General features: G+C 73.3%; 15 protein-coding genes. 7 read left to right on the top strand and 8 right to left on the bottom strand.

The window, feature by feature from the left end:
- Window positions 1-56: 56 nt before the first annotated feature.
- The 3 genes from modA to Q8791_RS22050 all read right to left on the bottom strand — a co-directional run bounded on the left by modA (window position 57) and on the right by Q8791_RS22050 (window position 3085).
- Window positions 57-878 carry a molybdate ABC transporter substrate-binding protein gene (gene modA, locus Q8791_RS22060; RefSeq protein ID WP_330093670.1) on the bottom strand — a complete coding sequence of 274 codons (822 nt, stop codon included), beginning with the start codon at window positions 876-878 and terminating at the stop codon, window positions 57-59.
- The gene (locus tag Q8791_RS22055) at window positions 871-1272 is read right to left on the bottom strand and encodes a TOBE domain-containing protein (RefSeq protein ID WP_330093669.1); all 402 of its coding nucleotides are present in this window, start codon (window positions 1270-1272) and stop codon (window positions 871-873) included. The genes modA and Q8791_RS22055 overlap by 8 nt, the downstream gene beginning before the upstream one ends.
- Window positions 1273-1462: 190 nt before the next feature.
- Entirely contained in the window at window positions 1463-3085 is a 1623-nt protein-coding gene (locus tag Q8791_RS22050; RefSeq protein ID WP_330093668.1) for a glycoside hydrolase family 10 protein, read from the bottom strand.
- Window positions 3086-3404: 319 nt separating this feature from the next.
- Between Q8791_RS22050 and Q8791_RS22045 the strand changes: the two genes are divergently transcribed.
- Together Q8791_RS22045 and Q8791_RS22040 are read left to right on the top strand one after the other, a co-directional pair.
- Window positions 3405-4685, top strand: coding sequence for an isochorismate synthase (locus Q8791_RS22045; RefSeq protein WP_330093667.1), 1281 nt, complete (start codon window positions 3405-3407; stop codon window positions 4683-4685).
- Window positions 4686-4757: 72 nt separating this feature from the next.
- Entirely contained in the window at window positions 4758-5207 is a 450-nt protein-coding gene (locus tag Q8791_RS22040; protein ID WP_330093666.1) for a GNAT family N-acetyltransferase, read from the top strand.
- Between the two features lie 412 nt (window positions 5208-5619).
- Here Q8791_RS22040 and aztA read toward each other — a convergent pair whose 3' ends face one another.
- Window positions 5620-6297 (bottom strand): zinc ABC transporter ATP-binding protein AztA, encoded by a 678-nt coding sequence (gene aztA / locus Q8791_RS22035; RefSeq protein ID WP_330093665.1) that lies wholly within the window; start codon window positions 6295-6297, stop codon window positions 5620-5622.
- A 51-nt stretch (window positions 6298-6348) separates the two neighbouring features.
- Here aztA and aztB point away from each other — a divergent pair, with 51 nt between their 5' ends.
- The 4 genes from aztB (at window position 6349) to aztD (ending at window position 10763) form a co-directional block, all read left to right on the top strand.
- The gene (aztB, locus tag Q8791_RS22030; RefSeq protein ID WP_330093664.1) at window positions 6349-7239 is read left to right on the top strand and encodes a zinc ABC transporter permease AztB; all 891 of its coding nucleotides are present in this window, start codon (window positions 6349-6351) and stop codon (window positions 7237-7239) included.
- Window positions 7236-8447 carry an ABC transporter gene (locus Q8791_RS22025; RefSeq protein ID WP_330093663.1) on the top strand — a complete coding sequence of 404 codons (1212 nt, stop codon included), beginning with the start codon at window positions 7236-7238 and terminating at the stop codon, window positions 8445-8447. The genes aztB and Q8791_RS22025 overlap by 4 nt, the downstream gene beginning before the upstream one ends.
- A 4-nt stretch (window positions 8448-8451) precedes the next feature.
- Entirely contained in the window at window positions 8452-9393 is a 942-nt protein-coding gene (gene aztC / locus Q8791_RS22020) for a zinc ABC transporter substrate-binding protein AztC (protein WP_330093662.1), read from the top strand.
- A gap of 185 nt (window positions 9394-9578) precedes the next feature.
- Entirely contained in the window at window positions 9579-10763 is a 1185-nt protein-coding gene (gene aztD / locus Q8791_RS22015; RefSeq protein WP_330093661.1) for a zinc metallochaperone AztD, read from the top strand.
- 211 nt (window positions 10764-10974) lie between these two features.
- On the opposite strand, the gene Q8791_RS22010 is transcribed toward aztD, so the two are convergent.
- The 4 genes from Q8791_RS22010 to Q8791_RS21995 form a co-directional block, all read right to left on the bottom strand.
- The gene (locus tag Q8791_RS22010; RefSeq protein ID WP_330093660.1) at window positions 10975-12996 is read right to left on the bottom strand and encodes a PhoX family protein; all 2022 of its coding nucleotides are present in this window, start codon (window positions 12994-12996) and stop codon (window positions 10975-10977) included.
- A gap of 371 nt (window positions 12997-13367) precedes the next feature.
- The gene (locus Q8791_RS22005) at window positions 13368-14210 is read right to left on the bottom strand and encodes an ABC transporter ATP-binding protein (protein ID WP_407942039.1); all 843 of its coding nucleotides are present in this window, start codon (window positions 14208-14210) and stop codon (window positions 13368-13370) included.
- The gene (locus Q8791_RS22000) at window positions 14207-15304 is read right to left on the bottom strand and encodes a FecCD family ABC transporter permease (RefSeq protein WP_330093659.1); all 1098 of its coding nucleotides are present in this window, start codon (window positions 15302-15304) and stop codon (window positions 14207-14209) included. The genes Q8791_RS22005 and Q8791_RS22000 overlap by 4 nt, the downstream gene beginning before the upstream one ends.
- Window positions 15301-16371, bottom strand: a complete 1071-nt coding sequence (locus Q8791_RS21995; RefSeq protein WP_330093658.1) for a FecCD family ABC transporter permease — start codon at window positions 16369-16371, stop codon at window positions 15301-15303. Before Q8791_RS21995 ends, Q8791_RS22000 begins: the two co-directional genes overlap by 4 nt.
- Before the next feature lie 162 nt (window positions 16372-16533).
- On the opposite strand from Q8791_RS21995, the gene Q8791_RS21990 reads away from it, so the two are divergent.
- Window positions 16534-17556: an iron-siderophore ABC transporter substrate-binding protein gene (locus tag Q8791_RS21990; protein WP_330093657.1), complete on the top strand. Its 1023-nt coding sequence runs from the start codon at window positions 16534-16536 to the stop codon at window positions 17554-17556.
- Window positions 17557-17616 lie beyond the last annotated feature (60 nt).

Genomic DNA, 17616 nt, shown 5'->3' with positions numbered 1-17616 from the left:
GGGAGGGCGTCCGGGCCCGCGTCGCACAGCGGGCCAGGACCCGGGGGCGCCGGCGGTCACGTCGTGCCGAATCCGGCGGCGGCGAGGACCTGCGCACCCGTCTCGGAGCGGACCAGCTCGACCCATTCCGCGGCGAGCCCGGCGTCGGAGGTGTTGGCCAGGACCCCGATGGGGTAGTCGTTGACGGCCTCGTCGGCCTCGGGGAACTCGATGCCCGTCACCCGGTCCCCCGCGGCGATGACGTCGGTGGCGTAGACGAGTCCGGCGTCGACCTCGCCCAGTTCGACCTTGGTGAGGACGGCGCGCACGTCCTCCTCGTAGGTGACGGGGGTGATCGCGACCCCGGAGGCCTCCATGGCGGTGACGGTGGCGGCCCCGCAGGGGACCTCCTCCGCGCACAGGGCGACGGAGACGTCGTCCCCGGTCAGGTCGTCGAAGTCCTCGATACCGGCGGGGTTGTCGGGGGGCACCGCGATCCGGAGCGTGTTCGTGGCGAAGACGGCGCCGTCCTCGCCGTTCTCGGCCGCCCAGTCGGCGTCCAGCCCCTCGCCCCCGACGACCTGGTCCATGGTGGAGGTGTTGGCGGCGGCGAAGACGTCCGCCGGGGCTCCCGCGTTGATCTGGGCGGCCAGTTCGCTGCTGCCCGCGAAGTTGAAGACCACGTCGACCCCGGGGTGGTCCTCCTCGAAGTCCGCGGCGATGTCGTCGAACACGTCGGTGAGCGAGGCGGCGGCGAAGACGTGGAGCTCACCGCGCTCGTCCGCGGGCTCCGCCCCGCCGTCCGTGCCGCACGCGGTGGCGGTGAGGGCCGCTGCCGCCACGGCGCAGAGCACGCGCGTGACTCCGGAGGGGGAGCGTCGGGGGCTGCTGTCACGCATGGTGTTCTCCGGTGGTCTCGATGATGACGGCGGTGGACTTGACGACGGCGGTGGCGACGGTGCCGACGTCGAGCCCGAGCTCGTCGGCGGCCTCGCGGCTCATCAGGGAGACCACCCGGTGGGGTCCCGCCTGGATCTCCACGGCCGCCATGACCTGGTCGCGGACGACGTTGGTGACGAGTCCGCGGAAGCGGTTGCGGGCGGAGGAGACGCGGCGCCCGGGGTCCTCGTCGGCGCCCGCGCGCATGAACGCGGCGAGTTCGGCGCCGTCGAGGAGGCGCCGGGCGGAGGCGTCGCGGGTCGCCGCGAGGCGGCCGGAGTCGACCCAGCGTCGGACGGTGTCGGCGCTGACGCCGAGGAGGTCTGCGGCCTCACTGATCTGGAAGGTCGGCATGGGACGAACCTACCCCTCGCTGATGCGACGCCGTCAGGTCTTTTTGGCTAGCAGATCATAACTATTCATCCCCCGAGGTGGAGATTGCGCCAATGCACCGGGGCCGCTGGAGCGACGACGACGGGACCCCCGGCCGACGGTGTCCGTCGGCCGGGGGTCCCGTGCCGTCCTGCCCGGGTGCGGGCCGGGGTCAGCGCCGGATGTCGGCGGCCTCGCTCACCGGGCCCTCCGCCCGGTAGTCGTCCAGCGCGGTGACCACGTACCCGGAGCCGTCCTCCAGCGGGTCGGTGTCGGTCAGCGCGGTCCCCCCGGTGAGCCCCACCAGGTTCTCCGGGGCGAGGGCGGCGCAGCGAGCCTCCTCCGATCCGGCGTCGGCGCCGGCGGGCAGGCGGTACACCGCGTAGAAGCGGGCGGCGTCGGCGGCCTCCCACTCGACCTCGACCCGGTCGTCCTCGGCCTGGGCCCGGACGTCCGGGACCGGGCCGGCGAGGGGCCCCTGGTTCTCGGGCGCGTCCGCCTGCGGCGGGAGCGCGGGCTGCGCGTAGTGCGTGTCGGCGAGTTCGGCGTAGGCGTCGGCGGCCTGCTCGCGCAGGTTCTTGATGGAGAAGTAGACGTCCCCTCCGACCTCGGGAAGCTCACCCGAGTAGTCGAGCTGGGTGCTGAGCGCGTCGTCGCCGTCCCAGCCGTCCTCGCCCACCCGGTAGGCGGCCTGGCCGATGTAGAGGTCCACTCCGGTGCCCTCGACCTCCGCGGCCCACCAGTCGGTCAGGGCCTCGTAGTCGGCGGTGGAGAAGCCCCGCTCCCAGTACAGCTGCGGTGCGACGTAGTCGACGGTGCCGTCCTGGATCCAGGTGCGGGTGTCCGCGTACTGGGCGTCGTAGGACTGCAGTCCCGAGCTGGGCGAGCCGCTCGGGTCGGTGCTGTCGTTGCGCCAGATGCCGAACGGGGAGATCCCGAAGCTCACCCAGGGCTTGGTGGCCTCGATCCCCTCGTGGACGTCGGCGATGAGGTTGTTGACGTTGTCGCGCCGCCAGTCGCCCCGGTCGTCGAAGCCACCGCCGTGCTCCTCCCAGGTGGCGTCGTCGTCGAACTCCTCGCCGTCCTTGGGGTAGGGGTAGAAGAAGTCGTCGAAGTGGACGCCGTCGATGTCGTAGCGCTCGACCACGTCCATGATGACGCCCGTGACCCACTCGCGGACCTCGGGGTTGCCCGGGTCCACGTACGCCTCGGCGCCGTAGTCGACCAGCCAGTCCGGGTTCTCCTTGACGGGGTGGTCGTCGGCCATGTCCTCGATGTCGGGGTCCTGGAGGCCGACGCGGTAGGGGTTGAACCAGGCGTGCATCTCCAGGCCTCGCTCGTGCGCCTCGGCCACCGCGTACTCCAGGGGGTCGTAGCCGGGGTCGCCGCCCTGCTCGCCGGTGAGGTAGCGCGCCCACGGCTCCAGATCGGACGCGTAGACGGCGTCGGCGGTGGGCCGCGCGTGCAGGAAGACGGCGTTGAGGCCCATGTCGACGGCGTCGTCGAGGTAGGCGTCGAGCTCGTCCTTCTGCTCCTGCGCGGACAGGCCCGGTTCCGAGGGCCAGTCGATGTTGCGGACCGTGGTGAGCCACGCCCCGCGCATCTGGCGCTGACCGCCGTCGCTCTCGCACCGGAGCTGGGCGGCCGTCCCGGCCTGTTCGGTACCGGGGGCGTCGCCGTCGGATCCGTCGCCGGAGACGGCGCAGCCCGACAGCAGGACGGTGGTCGCGGCTGCCGACGCCGCCCACCGCAGTGCGGTGCGCGGCGAGGTCTCGGCCCGTGCCACTGATCCCATGAACGTTTCTCCTCTGAGGTTCGTCGCGCACAGCCGTCCCCCTGGAGTGGCGCCGCGACCAAGGGTAGAGCAGGATGTCAATTTTTGGACACGATTCAGACAATGTGTGGACAACGTCGCACCATGGGGGTTCGGGGAACATGATGACAGTGCAACGCGACACCGCCACGCGGAGGGTTTCGCCCCGTCCGCCCCCAACACCAGGTCACACCTTCGCCCCCGCGCCCGCCGATCCCCCGGGAACACATCGGGCGAAGGGCCGTCCGACCTCGACGGACCGGGACACAACGCCCCTGACGAGGTCCTAAACTCGGTGACCGTGAACGTCGCCCTGAGTCCGCCCAAACTGTTCGTCCGCACCGTTCCCCTGCGTGACCACACGGCCGGCCTGGTCAGCCGCCTGCCGGACGAGACCCCGCTGGCGTGGCTGACGGGGGACGAGGGCATCGTGGGCTGGGGCGAGGCCGCGCGGCTGGACCTGGGATCCGAACCCGAGGGAACCGCGCCGACCGACACCACCCGCTTCTCCGAGGCGGCCCGCCGGCTCAACGGGCTCAGGGAGCACGCCGAGATCGCCGACGAGGTCGGTGCGGCGGGCACCGGCCTGGTCGCCTTCGGCACGTTCGCCTTCGCCCCCACCTCACCGGGATCCGCCCTGATCGTCCCCCGTGTCCTGGTGGGACGGCGCGGCGGGCGCTCCTGGCTGACCACCGTCTCCGACGAGCCCGGAGCCCTGCCCGGCGGCCTCCCGCACACGGCGTCCGCACCGCGTCCCGTGGGACCGGTCACCTGGACGCGGGGGTCCCTGACGGGAGACGCCTGGATGGCCGCCGTGGCCGACACCGTCACACGCATCCGCGCCGGGGAGCTGGAGAAGGCCGTCCTCGCCCGCGACGCCTTCGCCGAGGCGGACTCCCCCATCGACGTGCGCACCCTCCTGGAACGCCTGCGCCTGCGCTTCCCCAGCTGTTTCACCTTCTCCGTCAACGGCATGGTCGGGGCGACCCCAGAACTCCTGCTGCGCCGTGAGGGCGACCGGCTCACCTCGCTGGTCCTGGCCGGGACCCGCCCCCGGGGCGAGGACCCCGACGGCGACCGGCGCCTCGCGGACCAGCTCCTCGCCTCCGCCAAGGACGTCGACGAGCACCGCATGGCCGTGGACTCCCTGCGCACCGCGCTCGCGCCGCTCGCGGAGGAGATGGAGGTCCCCCGGAGCCCGAGCCTGCTCCAGCTCGCCAACGTGCAGCACCTGGCGACCCGGGCGCACGCGCGCCTGTCCCCCGGGGTCTCGGCCCTGGACGCCGTCGCCGCCCTCCACCCCACCGCCGCCGTCGGCGGCACCCCCACCGACACCGCCATGCGGCTGATCGCCGGCGCCGAGGGCATGGACCGCGGCGGCTACGCCGGCCCGGTCGGGTGGCTCGACGGGGCGGGCAACTCCGAGTGGGGCATCGCCCTGCGCTGCGCCCACGTGGACGGCGCACGGGCGCGGCTGTTCGCCGGGGGCGGGATCGTGGCCCAGTCGGAGCCGGCCTCCGAACTCGCCGAGACCGAGTCCAAGTTCCGGGTCATGCGCGAGGCCCTCACCGACGGGTCCTGAGCACGGCGGCACCTCCGGGCCGCCGCGTGCGGCGTCATCCCCCGGAAACACGCGGGCGATACCTTGCCGCGCATGCGCATCGACATCGTGGACTGGGACGACCCCGACGCCGCCGCCCTGCGCGCGGGGCAGCGCGCGGAGATCGCCGCACGGTACGGCACCCCCGACTCCGAGCCCGGGGTGGCCCCCTCCGCCGACGACATCGCGGTCTTCGCCGTGGCCCGCGACGGGGCGGGCGCCGCCGTGGGGTGCGGCGGTCTCCGCGACCTCGGTGGCGGGGCGGGCGAGGTCAAGCGCATGTACGTCCTCCCCGAGCGCCGGGGGACCGGCGCCGCCCCCCGGATCCTGGCCGCGCTGGAGGACTGGGCGCGCGCACGCGGGTGGACGTGCCTGCGGCTGGAGACAGGGGACCGCCAGCCGGACGCCGTGCGCTTCTACACCCGGTCCGGGTACACGCCCGTCCCGGGCTTCGGCGCGTACGCGGACTCGGAGTCCTCCCTGTGCTTCGAGAAGGTCCTCTGACGGCCTGACCCGGAGGGGCCCAGCCGCACCCCCGGCTCCGATCCCTCCCCGGCCTCGCCTCCGACTCCGACCCCGACTCCGACTCCGACTCCGACTCCGACTCCGACTCCCCCACGATGATCTTGTACTTATAGCTGGTTTGGGCACTCGAAACCGGCTATAAGTACAAGATCATCGTGGTCAGGGCGAACTGTCGCCGGGGGACCCGGGGTCCGGCCACCGGCCACCGCCCACCGACTCCCGGCCACCGCCCACCGGCCACCGGCCACCGCCCACCGACCACCGGCCACCGACTCCCGGCGTCCCCGTGTCCCGCCCCCGGTGTCCGCAGAGGCCTGTCCGACAGGCCGCCCCGGGATCTCCGCCGCAGCGGGGATCGGGGCCGCGGGGCGCGGACGCCCCTCCCGCTCCCTCACACGTCGGCGCCCGCGTCCGCGGCCCCCTCCAGGCGCCCGTCCCGCACGCGCAGGATCCGGTCGGCGTGTGCGGCCTCCCGGTTCGAGTGCGTGGCGTGGACCACGGTCACGCCCCGTCCCCGCTCCTCGGCCAGGACCGCCATGATGCGTTCGCGGGAGTCGGCGTCCAGCCCGGTGGCGGGCTCGTCCAGCAGGAGCAGGTCCGACTCCTGCGCCAGCCCCTGGGCCAGCAGGACCCGTTGGCGCTGCCCCCCGGACAGGTCCCCCAGCCGACGCCGGGCCAGGTCGGCGACGTCGAGCCGGTCCATGCACGTCCGGACCACCGCCCGGTCCTCCCGTGTCAGGCGGCGCCACGGCCCGCGCTCGGCCCACCGGCCCATCTCGATGGTTTCGCGCACCGTGACGGGCAGCGCGTCGGAGACGGCGCTGCGCTGCACCACGAAGGCGGGACGGCGCGAGACCCCCCGGCGGACCGTGCCGGCCGTCGGGGCCAGCGTCGAGGCCATCACCGCCAGGAGGGTCGACTTGCCCGAGCCGTTGGCCCCGACCAGGGCCGTGACCGTGCCGGCGGGGATCGCCGCGGTGACGCCGTGCAGGACGGCCCGTCCGCCGTAGCCCGCGTACACGTTCTCCAGCGCCACCGCCGCCGTTGTCGCCGTATCGACCGAAGTCATGACCACTCCCGATTTGGTATTGAAAACGGTTTTCATTATAGAGTGCCCGACATGGAAGCCCTGTTCGACCCGTTCGAGGTCGTGTTCGTCCAACGCGCCCTCTGGGGAGGCGTTCTCGTCTCCCTCATCTGCGCCCTCGCGGGAACCTGGGTCGTGCTCCGCGGCATGGCCTTCCTCGGCGACGCGATGTCGCACGGGATGCTGCCCGGGGTCGCCCTGGCCTCGCTCCTGGGCGGGAACCTCTTCGTCGGGGCCGCCCTGGCCGCCGCCGCGATGGCCCTGGGCGTCACCGCCCTGAACCGGTCGCCGCGGCTGTCCCAGGACACGAGCATCGGGCTGCTCTTCGTCGGCATGCTCTCGGTGGGCGTGATCATCGTCTCCCACTCCGGGTCCTTCGCCGTCGACCTGACCGGATTCCTCTTCGGCGACGTCCTGGCGGTACGGGAGCGGGACCTGCTCCTCCTCGCGTTCGCCCTGCTGGCGGCCCTGGTGATCGCGATCGGCGGCCACCGCGCCTTCGTGGCCCTGGCCTTCGACCCGCGCAAGGCGACGACGCTGGGGCTGGCGCCCAGGGCGGCCCACGCGGCCATGCTCGGCCTCATCACCCTGGCGGTGGTGGCGTCGTTCCACGTGGTCGGCACCCTGCTGGTCTTCGGCCTGCTCATCGCCCCTCCGGCAGCCGCCGCGATCTGGGCGAGGAGCATCCCGGCGATCATGGCCGGCGCCGCCCTGCTGGGCAGCGCCTCGACCTTCGTGGGGCTGCTCGTCTCCTGGCACTGGGGCACGGCCGCCGGGGCCAGCATCTCCGCCACGGCCGTCGCCTTCTTCTTCGTCTCCGTCGCCGCGTCCCGGGTGCGCCACCTCGGCGCCGCCCTCCGCCCCCGGACCGCCGTCGCGCCCCCCGCACCGAACCCCGTGAACGAAAGGTCGAACGCGTCATGATCCGCCCCCACCGCAGGAGCGCGGCCCCGCGGGTGTCCGCCGGGCTGCTCGCCATGGCCCTGCTCGCCGGGTGCGCCCCGGCCCCGGACCCGTCGCGGGAGCCCGAGGAGGACGAGGCCACCCCCCACGGATACGTCGAGGGGGCGGAGGAGACCGCCGAACCCCAGTCCCGCCTGGTCATCGCCGACACCGAGGGGCCCGTCCAGGTCCTCGACCTGATCACCGGGGAGAGCACCCTGCTGGACCCGGTCGGGACGGTCGACGGCATCACCGGCGACGGGAGATTCGCACACCTCATTTCATCCGATGAGCGGATGACAACCGTGATCGACAGCGGCACCTGGACCGTGGACCACGGGGACCACGTCCACTACTACCGGGCCGCCATCCGCCCGGCCGGAACCGTCGAAGGGATCGCCGCGGAGAACGCGGCGACCGACACCGCCCTCACCGCGCTGACCGACGGCGAAGGCGGGGTCTCCCTGCTGGACCGCCCGTCCCTGGAGGACGGCACGGTCGACCCCGTCGACCCCTCCCCCGCCGGAACCGACGCGACGGTCGTCGCCCCCTACGGCGGCGCGGTCGTCACCGCCGCCGCGGACGGCGTCCGCGTCAACGACCGCTCCGGCGAACGGATCCGGGACCTGGGCGGGGAGTGCACCGCCCCCCGGGACCAGGCCACGACCCGGCGCGGTCTGGTCATCGGCTGCGACGAGGGCGCGTTCCTGGTCACCGAGGACGACGGGGAGTTCACGGGCGAACTGCTCCCCCACCCCGACGGCCTGCCCGCGGACGCCCGGCCCGACGGGTTCCACCACCGCCCCGGGGCCGCTGCCCTGGCCACCGTCCCCGCCCCGGACACGGTTCTCGCGCTCGACCTCGCCGAACCGCGATGGGACCACTGGGAGCTGCCCGGCGTGGTCTCGGTGGCGGCGATCGGCGAGGGCGCCTCCGTCCTGGCGCTCACCGAGGACGGCACCCTGCACTCCTTCGATCCCGAGACGGGAGAGGAGACGGCCGCCACCGCGCTCCTGGACCGGGTGGACACCGACGACCCGCCCGCCATCCGGGTGGACACCTCCCGGGCCTACGTCAACGACGTGCACGGCGGCCTGGTCCACGAGATCGACTACAACGACGACCTGCGCGTGGCGCGCACCTTCGAGACCGAGGTCGCGCCGCGGCACATGGTCGAGACCGGACGGTGAACCGATGAGAACGCCCCGACCCCTGACCCCGCGCCGCACCGGCGCCGCCCTCGCACTCGCCCTGGCCGGCCCGCTCACCCTCGTCGCCTGCGCCCCCGGCGGGGACCCCGACGGCGGCGTGGTCGTCACCACCAACATCCTCGGCGACATCACCCGCGCGGTGGTCGGCGACGAGGCGGAGGTGACCGTGCTGATGAAACCCGACGCCGACCCCCACTCCTTCGGGGTCTCCGCCCAGGAGGCCGCGACCGTCGAGGACGCCTCCCTCGTGGTCCACAACGGACTCGGCCTGGAGGAGGGGGTGCTCCGCAACGTGGAGTCCGCCGAGGAGGCGGGCGTCCCCGCCCTGGCGGTCGGCGAGCACGTCGACCCCCTCCCCTACACCTCCGACGAGAGCGAGGGGGAGCCCGACCCGCACTTCTGGACCGATCCGCGGCGGGTCGCCACCGCCGTCGACCTCATCGCCGAGAACGTGGTCGAGGAGGTGGACGGCGTCGACGCCGAAGCCGTGCGGGCCAACGCCGACGCCTACGGGGCCGAACTCGCCACGCTCCACGAGTGGATGACCGACGAGTTCGACACCATCCCGTCCGGTAACCGCAAACTCGTCACCAACCACCACGTCTTCGGCTACCTCGCCGACGGCTACGGCTTCGAGGTCGTCGGAGCGGTGATCCCCAGCGGCACGACCCTGGCCTCACCCAGCGCCTCGGACCTGAGCTCGCTCGCGGAGACGGTGGAGGCGGCCGGGGTGCGGGCGGTCTTCGCCGACTCCTCCCAGCCCGACCGCCTCGCCACGGTGATGGCCGAGGAGGCCGGGGTGGAGATCGACGTCATCCCGCTCTTCTCCGAGTCGCTGACCGCGGAGGACGGCGGCGCGGCCACCTACCTGGACATGATGCGCGCCAACACCACCGCGATCGTCACCGGCCTGACCTCCCCCTAGACCCCGCCCCGGGCCTCCGCCGCGCAGAGGGCGCCACCAGGGCGTCCCCCTCCCCGAGGGGGACGGCCCCCGACCGTGCCCGAACACCGCGAAGGACCGGGCGGAGCACACCCCCCGACACCGGCACCGCCACCCGGCGTGCCGCGCACGAGAACACGATCCCTGAGACACGAGGACCGAAGACCATGAGAACCTCGCACACCGCGACCAAGGCGGCACTGCCCGTCGTCCTGTCGGCGGGGCTGCTGCTGACAGCCTGCTCCACCGAACCGGGCGGCACCGCCGACGAGACCCCCGCGGCGGCCGACACCGGGGCCTCCGTCACCGATCCGATCGCGGTCACCTACGACGGCGGCGTCCTCGTCCTGGACGGCGACACCCTGGAGGTCGCCGGGAACATCGACCTGGAGGGCTTCAACCGGCTCAACCCCGCCGGCGACGACCGCCACCTGTTCGTCTCGACCGCAGACGGCTTCCAGGTGCTCGACGCCGCCGCGGGCGAGCTGACCGACACCGTGTTCCCCGCCGACACCCCCGGTCACGTGGTCCGCCACGCCGGGCGCACGGTGCTGTTCGCCGACGGCAGCGGCGAGGTGACCTCGTTCGACACCGACGCGCTGGGTGAGGGCACGCCCGGGGACCTGGACGTGTACACGACCGAGGAGGCCCACCACGGCGTGGCCGTCGAGCTGGAGAACGGGGAACTCCTCGTCACCCTCGGCAACGAGGAGGAGCGCGTGGGCGCCGTCGTGCTCGACGCCGACCGCGAGGAGGTCGCCCGCAGCGAGGAGTGCCCCGGCGTGCACGGGGAGACCACCGCCGAGGGGGAGACCGTCGTCATCGGCTGCGAGGACGGCGCCCTGATGTACCGGGACGGCGAGTTCACCAAGGTCGACTCCGAGCACGACTACGGGCGCATCGGCAACCAGGCCGGGACCGACTCCTCCCCGGTCGTCCTGGGCGACTACAAGACCGACCCGGACGCCGAACTGGAGCGCCCCGAGCGGGTCGCCCTGATCGACAGCACCGACGCGTCCCTGTCGCTGGTGGACCTGCCCTCCAGCTACACCTTCCGTTCCCTGGGCCGCGGCCCGCAGGGCGAGGCCCTGGTCCTGGGCACCGACGGCTCGCTGCACGTCATCGACCAGGAGGAGGGCGAGATCGTCGACTCCGTCGAGCTGATGGACGCGTGGGAGGAGCCGCTGGAGTGGCAGCAGCCCCGCCCGGCCCTGTTCGTCCGGGGGGAGACCGCCTACGTCACCGACACGGCCACGCGCCAGATCCACGCCGTGGACCTCGGGACCGGTGAGGTCACCGCCTCGACCACCCTGGAGGAGGTCCCCAACGAACTGAGCGGCGTGACCTCCTGACGCACCGGACCGGTGCGCGCCGCGGCGCGCACCGGTCCCCTGCCTGCTCCGGCCCCCGCCCCAACCCGGGCGGGGGCCGGTCGCGTCCACCTCCGCTCCGGGAGCGGTGCCCGCGGTGCGGCCGGCCCGGTCCCGGGCGGGAGATACCGGCCCCGGCAGCCCCCACGACAGAGCCGGGGCCGGTGTCCCGCGCCCTCCCGGAGGAGGGGGTCTACTTGCCGACGTCGCGTCCGGAGGTGTGCCAGACGCACAGCACGGACGGGCGCGGGAAGTCGCCGTCGGGCCAGGTGCTGGTGGGCTCCGCGAGGGTGCCGCCGTCGCCCGGGTGCTGGGGTGCGAGGAACACGGTCTTGTTGTCCTCGGTGATGAGGGGCCCGCAGGCCTCCGCACCGACCGGGACGGTGGCGAAGGTCCTCAGCTCACCCCGGAAGCGGCCCTCGACGGGGACCACGTGCAGGGCGTCGTTGATGCCCAGCGCCCCGGGCTGGCCGTCCGTGGAGATCCACAGGTTGCCGTCCTTGTCGAAGGTCAGGTTGTCGGGCGCCGAGATCGGCATGACCTTCGACTTGTCGAAGCCCGCGTAGTAGGTGTCGTCGTCCTCGGGGTCGCCGCAGACGATGGGCACGTTCCAGGCGAACTCCGTGGCCCCGGCGTCCGAGCCGGACTCGACGATCTCCAGGATGTGGCCGTGCTTGTTGGGGCCTCGCGGGTTGGGCTCGTCGGCCTGGCCGGGCTCGCGGGCGGAGTTGTTGGTCAGCGCGCAGTAGACCTTGCCGGTGACCGGGCTCGGCTCGAAGTCCTCGGGCCGGTCCATCTTGGTGGCGCCCACGGTGTCGGCGGCGAGCCGGGTGCGGATGAGCACCTCGGCGACGCTGAACCCGTCCACGAAGCTCTCGGTGTCGGTACACAGGGCGATCCACTCACCGCTGCCGTCGAACTCGCCGTCCTCGGGCAGCGCCCCTGAGCCGTCGAACTCCTCGGACGGGCTGTTGCCGGTCAGGCGGGCCACGTACAGGGTCCCGGTGTCGAGCAGGGTGAGGTTGTGGCGGCGCGAGCCCTCGACGTACTTCTTCGCGCTGACGAACTTGTACATGTAGTCGAAGCGCTCGTCGTCGCCCATGTACGCGGCCACGCGGCCGTCGTCCGTGAGGCGGATGGTGGCGCCCTCGTGCTTGATACGGCCGAGCATGGTGCGCTTGAGGGGCTCCGACGCGGGGTCGAGGGGGTCGACCTCCACGATGTACCCGAAGCGGTTGGCCTCGTTGGGGTGCCGGGCCAGGTCGAAGCGCTCGTCCACCCGGTCCCAGCGGCGGCTGGCGTTGCCGGCGCCCATGCCGTACCGGGCGTACTCGGCGCCCGCGGGGGCGTTGCCGAAGTACTGGTTGAAGTTCTCCTCGGCGGTGAGGAAGGTGCCCCAGGGGGTCATCCCTCCGGCGCAGTTGTTGAGCATGCCCTTGACCAGGGTGCCGTCCGGGTCATCCTGGGTCCTGAGCAGTTCGTGTCCGGCCGCGGGGCCGGTCAGGCGCATCGGGGTCGTGGCCGTGAGGCGCCGGTTGAAGGCGCGCTCGCCGTCGGACAGGCGCCACTCGCCGGTGCCGTTGTGGCGCTTGAGCTCCACGATGGACCCGCCGTGGGCGGCCATGGCGATCCTGATGTGCTCCTCGTCGGCCGACGCGCCGTCCGTGTACCCGGGGAACATCAGTTCCTCGTTGGTGTACTCGTGGTTGACCCACAGCAGGCCGTTGTCGTCGTCGAGCAGCTGGAAGCCCACGTAGTCGCAGTTGTAGCCGAACTGCTGCTCCTGGGCCTGCGCCGTCTGGGCGTCGAGGTCGAACTCCGGGGCGCCGGGCAGGACGGGGTCGCCCCAGCGGATGATGACGTGCTGGTCGTAGCCCCGGGGGATGGTGACCTTGTCGTCGGTGTTGGGCTGGACGCTCGTGAAGGTCGGCCGGGGCGCGGGGTGGGGGCGCCCGGGGCCGCGGTCGGCGGCGGCGGTACCGATCGCGGAGAGGCCGAGGGCGGAGGCGCCCGCGCCGACAGCACCCGCGCGCAGGGCGGTGCGGCGCGAGAGGGCCTTCTGGAAGATGTCGCCGAAGTAGGGGTTGTCACTGGTGTTGGGGGCGGGGTGGAAGCAGGCGTCGCCGCAGCGCAGGGCGCATGTCGCGCGGGAGCGACCGCCCCCTGCCTGGCCGAGCAACGGCAGCGGGCGACGGCGGGGCGCGGATTCGGGCACACCTACTCCTTGGGGATCATGGCTGTTCCCGTCTGCTCGGTCCCTTGCGGGGTCGGACCGGAGCGCGCGGGTCGTCCTCGTCCGGCGGGGTTCCGGCCGGACGCTCTCGACCTTGGCCGAGGTTCCACTCGCACAGGTGAAACCGAGGTGAACGCCCTCACAACTCCGTCGCATCCCTGGGTCGGTCACGCTCCACCGCCGCCAGGGCACCCACCGTCGACTTATGCCGCGATCCTCACACACCGGACGCCCCGTGGTCCAAGAGCCACGCCCTGTCACCTCCGCGTGCGGATTCCTCGGACAGGGACCCTCCCCCCGTCCGCGGGCGCTCACACGTCGTGCAGGTCGGGGCGGGCTCGCGCGCGTGCCCGTCAGACGGTGCTGCGGCCGACGGGGACCACCATGGGCCCTCCCGTGACGGGGTCCTCCACGACGACGGCCTCCAGGCCGAAGGCCTCCCGCAGGAGGACCGGGGTGAGGACGTCGGCGGGCGGCCCGCTCGCGACCACCCGCCCCTCCCGCATGGTGATGATCGTGTCGGCGTACCGTGCCGCCAGGTTGAGGTCGTGCAGGACCATGACGACGGTGCGCCCGCCCTGCTGGTGGAGTTCCCGCACCAGGTCCAGGACGTCCACCTGGTGGACGAGGTCCAGGAAGGTGGTGGGCTCGTCCAGCAGCAGCAGGTCGGTGCCCTGCGCCAGGACCATGGAGATCCAGGCGCGCTGGCGCTGTCCGCCCGACAGCTCGGAGAGCGGGGCGTCGGCCAGGTCGAGCAGGCCGGTCTGCTCCAGTGCCCGGGCGACCGCGTCCTGGTCGTCCCCGGACCACTGCCGGTACCAGCGCTGGGAGGGGTGCCGTCCCCTGGCGACCAGGTCGGCGACGGTCAGCCCGTCCGGTGCCGTCGGCTGTTGGGGCAGGACGCCCAGCACCTCGGCGACGGCCCGGGTGGGGACGCGGTGGATGTCGCGGCCGTCCAGCTCGACCAGGCCGGACCGGGGCTTCATGAGGCGTCCCAGGGCGCGGAGCATGGTGGATTTCCCGCACCCGTTGGGGCCGATGACGCAGGTGATGGTGCCTTCGACGATGTCGGCGTCCATGCCCTGGACGACGACGCGGTCGTCGTAGCCCAGGGTGAGGTCGCGGGCGCGCAGCCGGGCCGGTGCGGTCGGGGCGGGGTCGCGGACGACCCGTCCGAGGTGTTCGTGGGTGGTCACGCCTGGACCTTTCGGTTGCCGCGGACGAGCAGGTAGATGAGGTAGAGGGCGCCCAGGCAGCCGGTGACGATGCCGACGGGCAGCTGGACGCCGTCGAACAGGGTGCGGGCGACCAGGTCCGCGGCGCAGGTCAGGGCGGCGCCGACGAGCGCGGAGAGCAGGACGGGCGGGCGGGGGGTGCGGGCCAGGCGCAGCGCGATCTGCGGGCAGGCCAGCGACACGAACAGGATCGGCCCCGCGGCCGCGGTCCCGAAGGCGGCCAGGAGCACGGCGAGCACCAGCATGGCGGTGCGCGCCAGTTCGAGGCGCACGCCCAGTCCCCGCACGACGTCGTCGCCGTAGGACAGCACGTCCAGGGTGCGGGCGGAGGCCAGGGCGAGGGGGAGCAGCACGGCCAGGGCGAGGGCGACGGGGAGGGCGTCCGGCCAGGTCCGCATGGACAGGCTGCCCGCGATCCACACCATGGCGCGGCCGCTGTCGGTGACCTCGCCCAGGGTGAGCATCCACAGGGTGACGTTCATGAGGACGGTGGAGACGCCCACGCCCACCAGCAGCAGGCGGAACCCGTCGATGCCCCCGCGCCAGGCCAGGCCGTAGCAGAGGGCGCCGGCGGCCAGGCCCCCGGCGAGCGCGACCGCGGGGACGCCCACCTGGGCGAGGGGACCGCTGATGATGCCGTAGCTGCCGCCGAAGGCCATGATCGCGACGACGCCCGCGCTGGCGCCGTGGGTGACGCCGAGGAGGTCGGGGCTGGCCAGGGGGTTGCGCATGATGGTCTGGGTGATGGCGCCCGCAGCGGTGAGGGCGGCTCCGGCGAGCATGCCCACCACCACGCGGGGCATGCGGACCCGCCAGATCGTGAAGTAGTCGTCGTAGGTGGTGCCGATGACGTTGGCCCACACCCGGTCGGGCGGGACGAAGACGTCGCCGACGGACAGGTTGAGGGCGACCAGGACGGCGAGGACCGCGGTGGTGAGGGCGCCGGCCGCGATCAGCCGGGGCCTCAGGGGCATCGACACCGGGCCGAGCCGCACGGCGCGGCCCCGCCGGGCCGGACGCTCGCGTGCGGGGAGGGGGGTGAGGGTGGAGGTCATAGGGCGAGGAGCCTCCGGCGGCGGACGATGTGGACGAAGAAGGGCGCGCCGATCAGGGCGAGGACGACGCCGACCTGGAGTTCTCCGGGCGGTGCGAGGAAGCGGCCCAGGACGTCGGCGGTGAGGAGCAGGATCGCGCCCATGAGCGCCGAGTAGGGCAGCAGCCAGCGGTAGTCGGCGCCGACGATGCCGCGGGCCAGGTGGGGGACGATCAGTCCGACGAAGGCGATGGGGCCGCAGGCGGCGACGGTGATGCCGGTGAGCAGGGTGATGGCGACCAGGCCGGTGGCGCGGGCGGGACCGATCCGGAAGCCCAGGGCCCTGGCGGTGTCCTCCCCCAGGGCGAGCGCGTTGAGGGCGCGGGCGTTGGCCAGGGCGAGGAGCGCGCCGATCGCCACGACGGGGAGCATCGCGGGGATGATCGACGGGTCGCGGCCGACGAGGGAGCCGACCCGCCAGAACCGGAAGTTCTCCATCGTGGACTGGTCGAGCAGGACGAGCCCGGAGGTCAGGGAGTACGCGAGCCAGCTGACGGCGGTCCCGGCGAGGGCCAGGGTGACGGGGGTGGGTCCCCGCCCGGGGACCGAGCCGATGACGTAGACGAGGACGGTGGCCGCGGCGGCGCCCGCGAAGGCGAACCAGGCCTGGGCGCTCAGGGTGGTGACGCCCAGGACCAGGATGCCGAGCACCACGGCGAGGGCCGCGCCGAAGGTGACGCCGAGGATGCTGGGGTCGCCCAGGGGGTTGCGGGTGTGCCCCTGCATGAGCGCGCCGCTCAGGCCGAGGCTGACCCCGGCGAGCAGGCCGAGCACGGTGCGGGGCAGCCGGATCCCGTTGACGATGATGTCGGCCTCGCTGCCCGCCGTGCCGGTCAGCGCGAGCCACACGGTTGCGGGCCCGAGGGTGCGGGCGCCGATGAGCACGCTGGCGGCGACGGCCAGGAACAGCAGCAGGACGAGCAGGGCCAGACCGCCGAGTCGGCGCGTGCGCCGGGCCGCGACCGCCTGGCCGGCGCGGTGCGCGGTCCCCGGCGCCGCGCCCGTTGGCGGGCCGGAGGTGTCGCTCACCGGGCCTCCCCTCATGGCGAAGGGCCAGGCCGCCCGAAGTAAGGTTTGCCTAGCCACACTTGAATGTTCTAAGTTTGCCACGTCCCGGCCTGGGACGACACATCGTGATGCGCCCCCAGTGTCACGGTTTCCGTCCCCTCACCCCTTGCGGAGACCCACACCATGAACACCCCGAACCCGCTGCGACGCGCGGGCCTGCCCTTCGTGGCCGCCGCGGCCTCCCTTGCCCTGCTCACCGCCTGCGGTGCGGGCGGACCGGAGGAGGAGCCCGCCGGGGACGGAGGGGGCGGAGCCGCCGAGGGGTTCCCGATCACCGTGGAGCACGCCATGGGCGAGACCGAGATCCCGGCCGCCCCGGAGCGGGTGCTGCCGCTGGACTTCACCTACGTGGACGCCACCCTCGCCCTGGGCGGGAACGTGGTCGGTTACACCCAGGCGGCGGAGGGCCAGGACACCCTGCCGGACTACCTCTCCGAGAGCGACTGGAACGTCGGCAGCAGCGAGGGCGCGGAGTCGGTGGGCCTGCTGTGGGAGGTCAGCCCGGAGCTGGTCGCCCGGACCGAGCCCGACCTGATCCTGTCCGCCGAGGTCCGCCACGGCGACGGCTACGACCAGTTCTCCGAGGTGGCGCCCACCGTGATGTCGGAGACCACGGGCGCGACCTGGAAGGAGAACCTGCTCCTGGCCGGGGAGTCGATGGGGATGGCCGACGAGGCCGAGCGGCTCCTCGCGGAGTTCGAGGAGCGGGCCGCCGCCATCGGCGAGGAGATCGCCGCGGCCTCGGACGGCGAACCGCCCACCGTGTCGGTCGTCCGCTTCGCCGGTGACGCCGACGGCGTGCGCCTGTACACCCGCCACTCCTACGTCGGCGTGATCATGGAGGACCTCGGCCTGCCCGCGAGCGAGGGCACGGACACCGAGTCCGAGGAGATCGCGACGTACCACAGCCCCGAGCGCCTGCTCGACCTGGAGGGCGACCACATCCTGGTGGCCACCTACGAGGACGGGCTCGGGGAGGTCGACGAGGACAAGGAGCGCTTCGTCACCAACCCGCTGTGGGGCGAACTGGAGGGCGCCAAGACCGACGTGGACGACGCGTACTGGATGTCCGGCGTCGGCCTCATCTCCGCGCACGCGGTGCTGGACGACGTCGCCGAGATCTTCGAGGTCGACCCGCAGCGCTGACACCGTCCGCCCGGCCTCCCCCGGCCGCGGGCCCGGTCCGGGTCCCCCCGGTCCGTTCGG

Origin of the sequence: Nocardiopsis codii (assembly GCF_036327455.1) — a bacterium.
Taxonomy (GTDB): Bacteria; Actinomycetota; Actinomycetes; order Streptosporangiales; family Streptosporangiaceae; genus Nocardiopsis; species Nocardiopsis codii.
The sequence above is the reverse complement of the archived record's forward strand: the minus strand, read 5'-3'. Positions and strand labels throughout refer to the sequence as shown.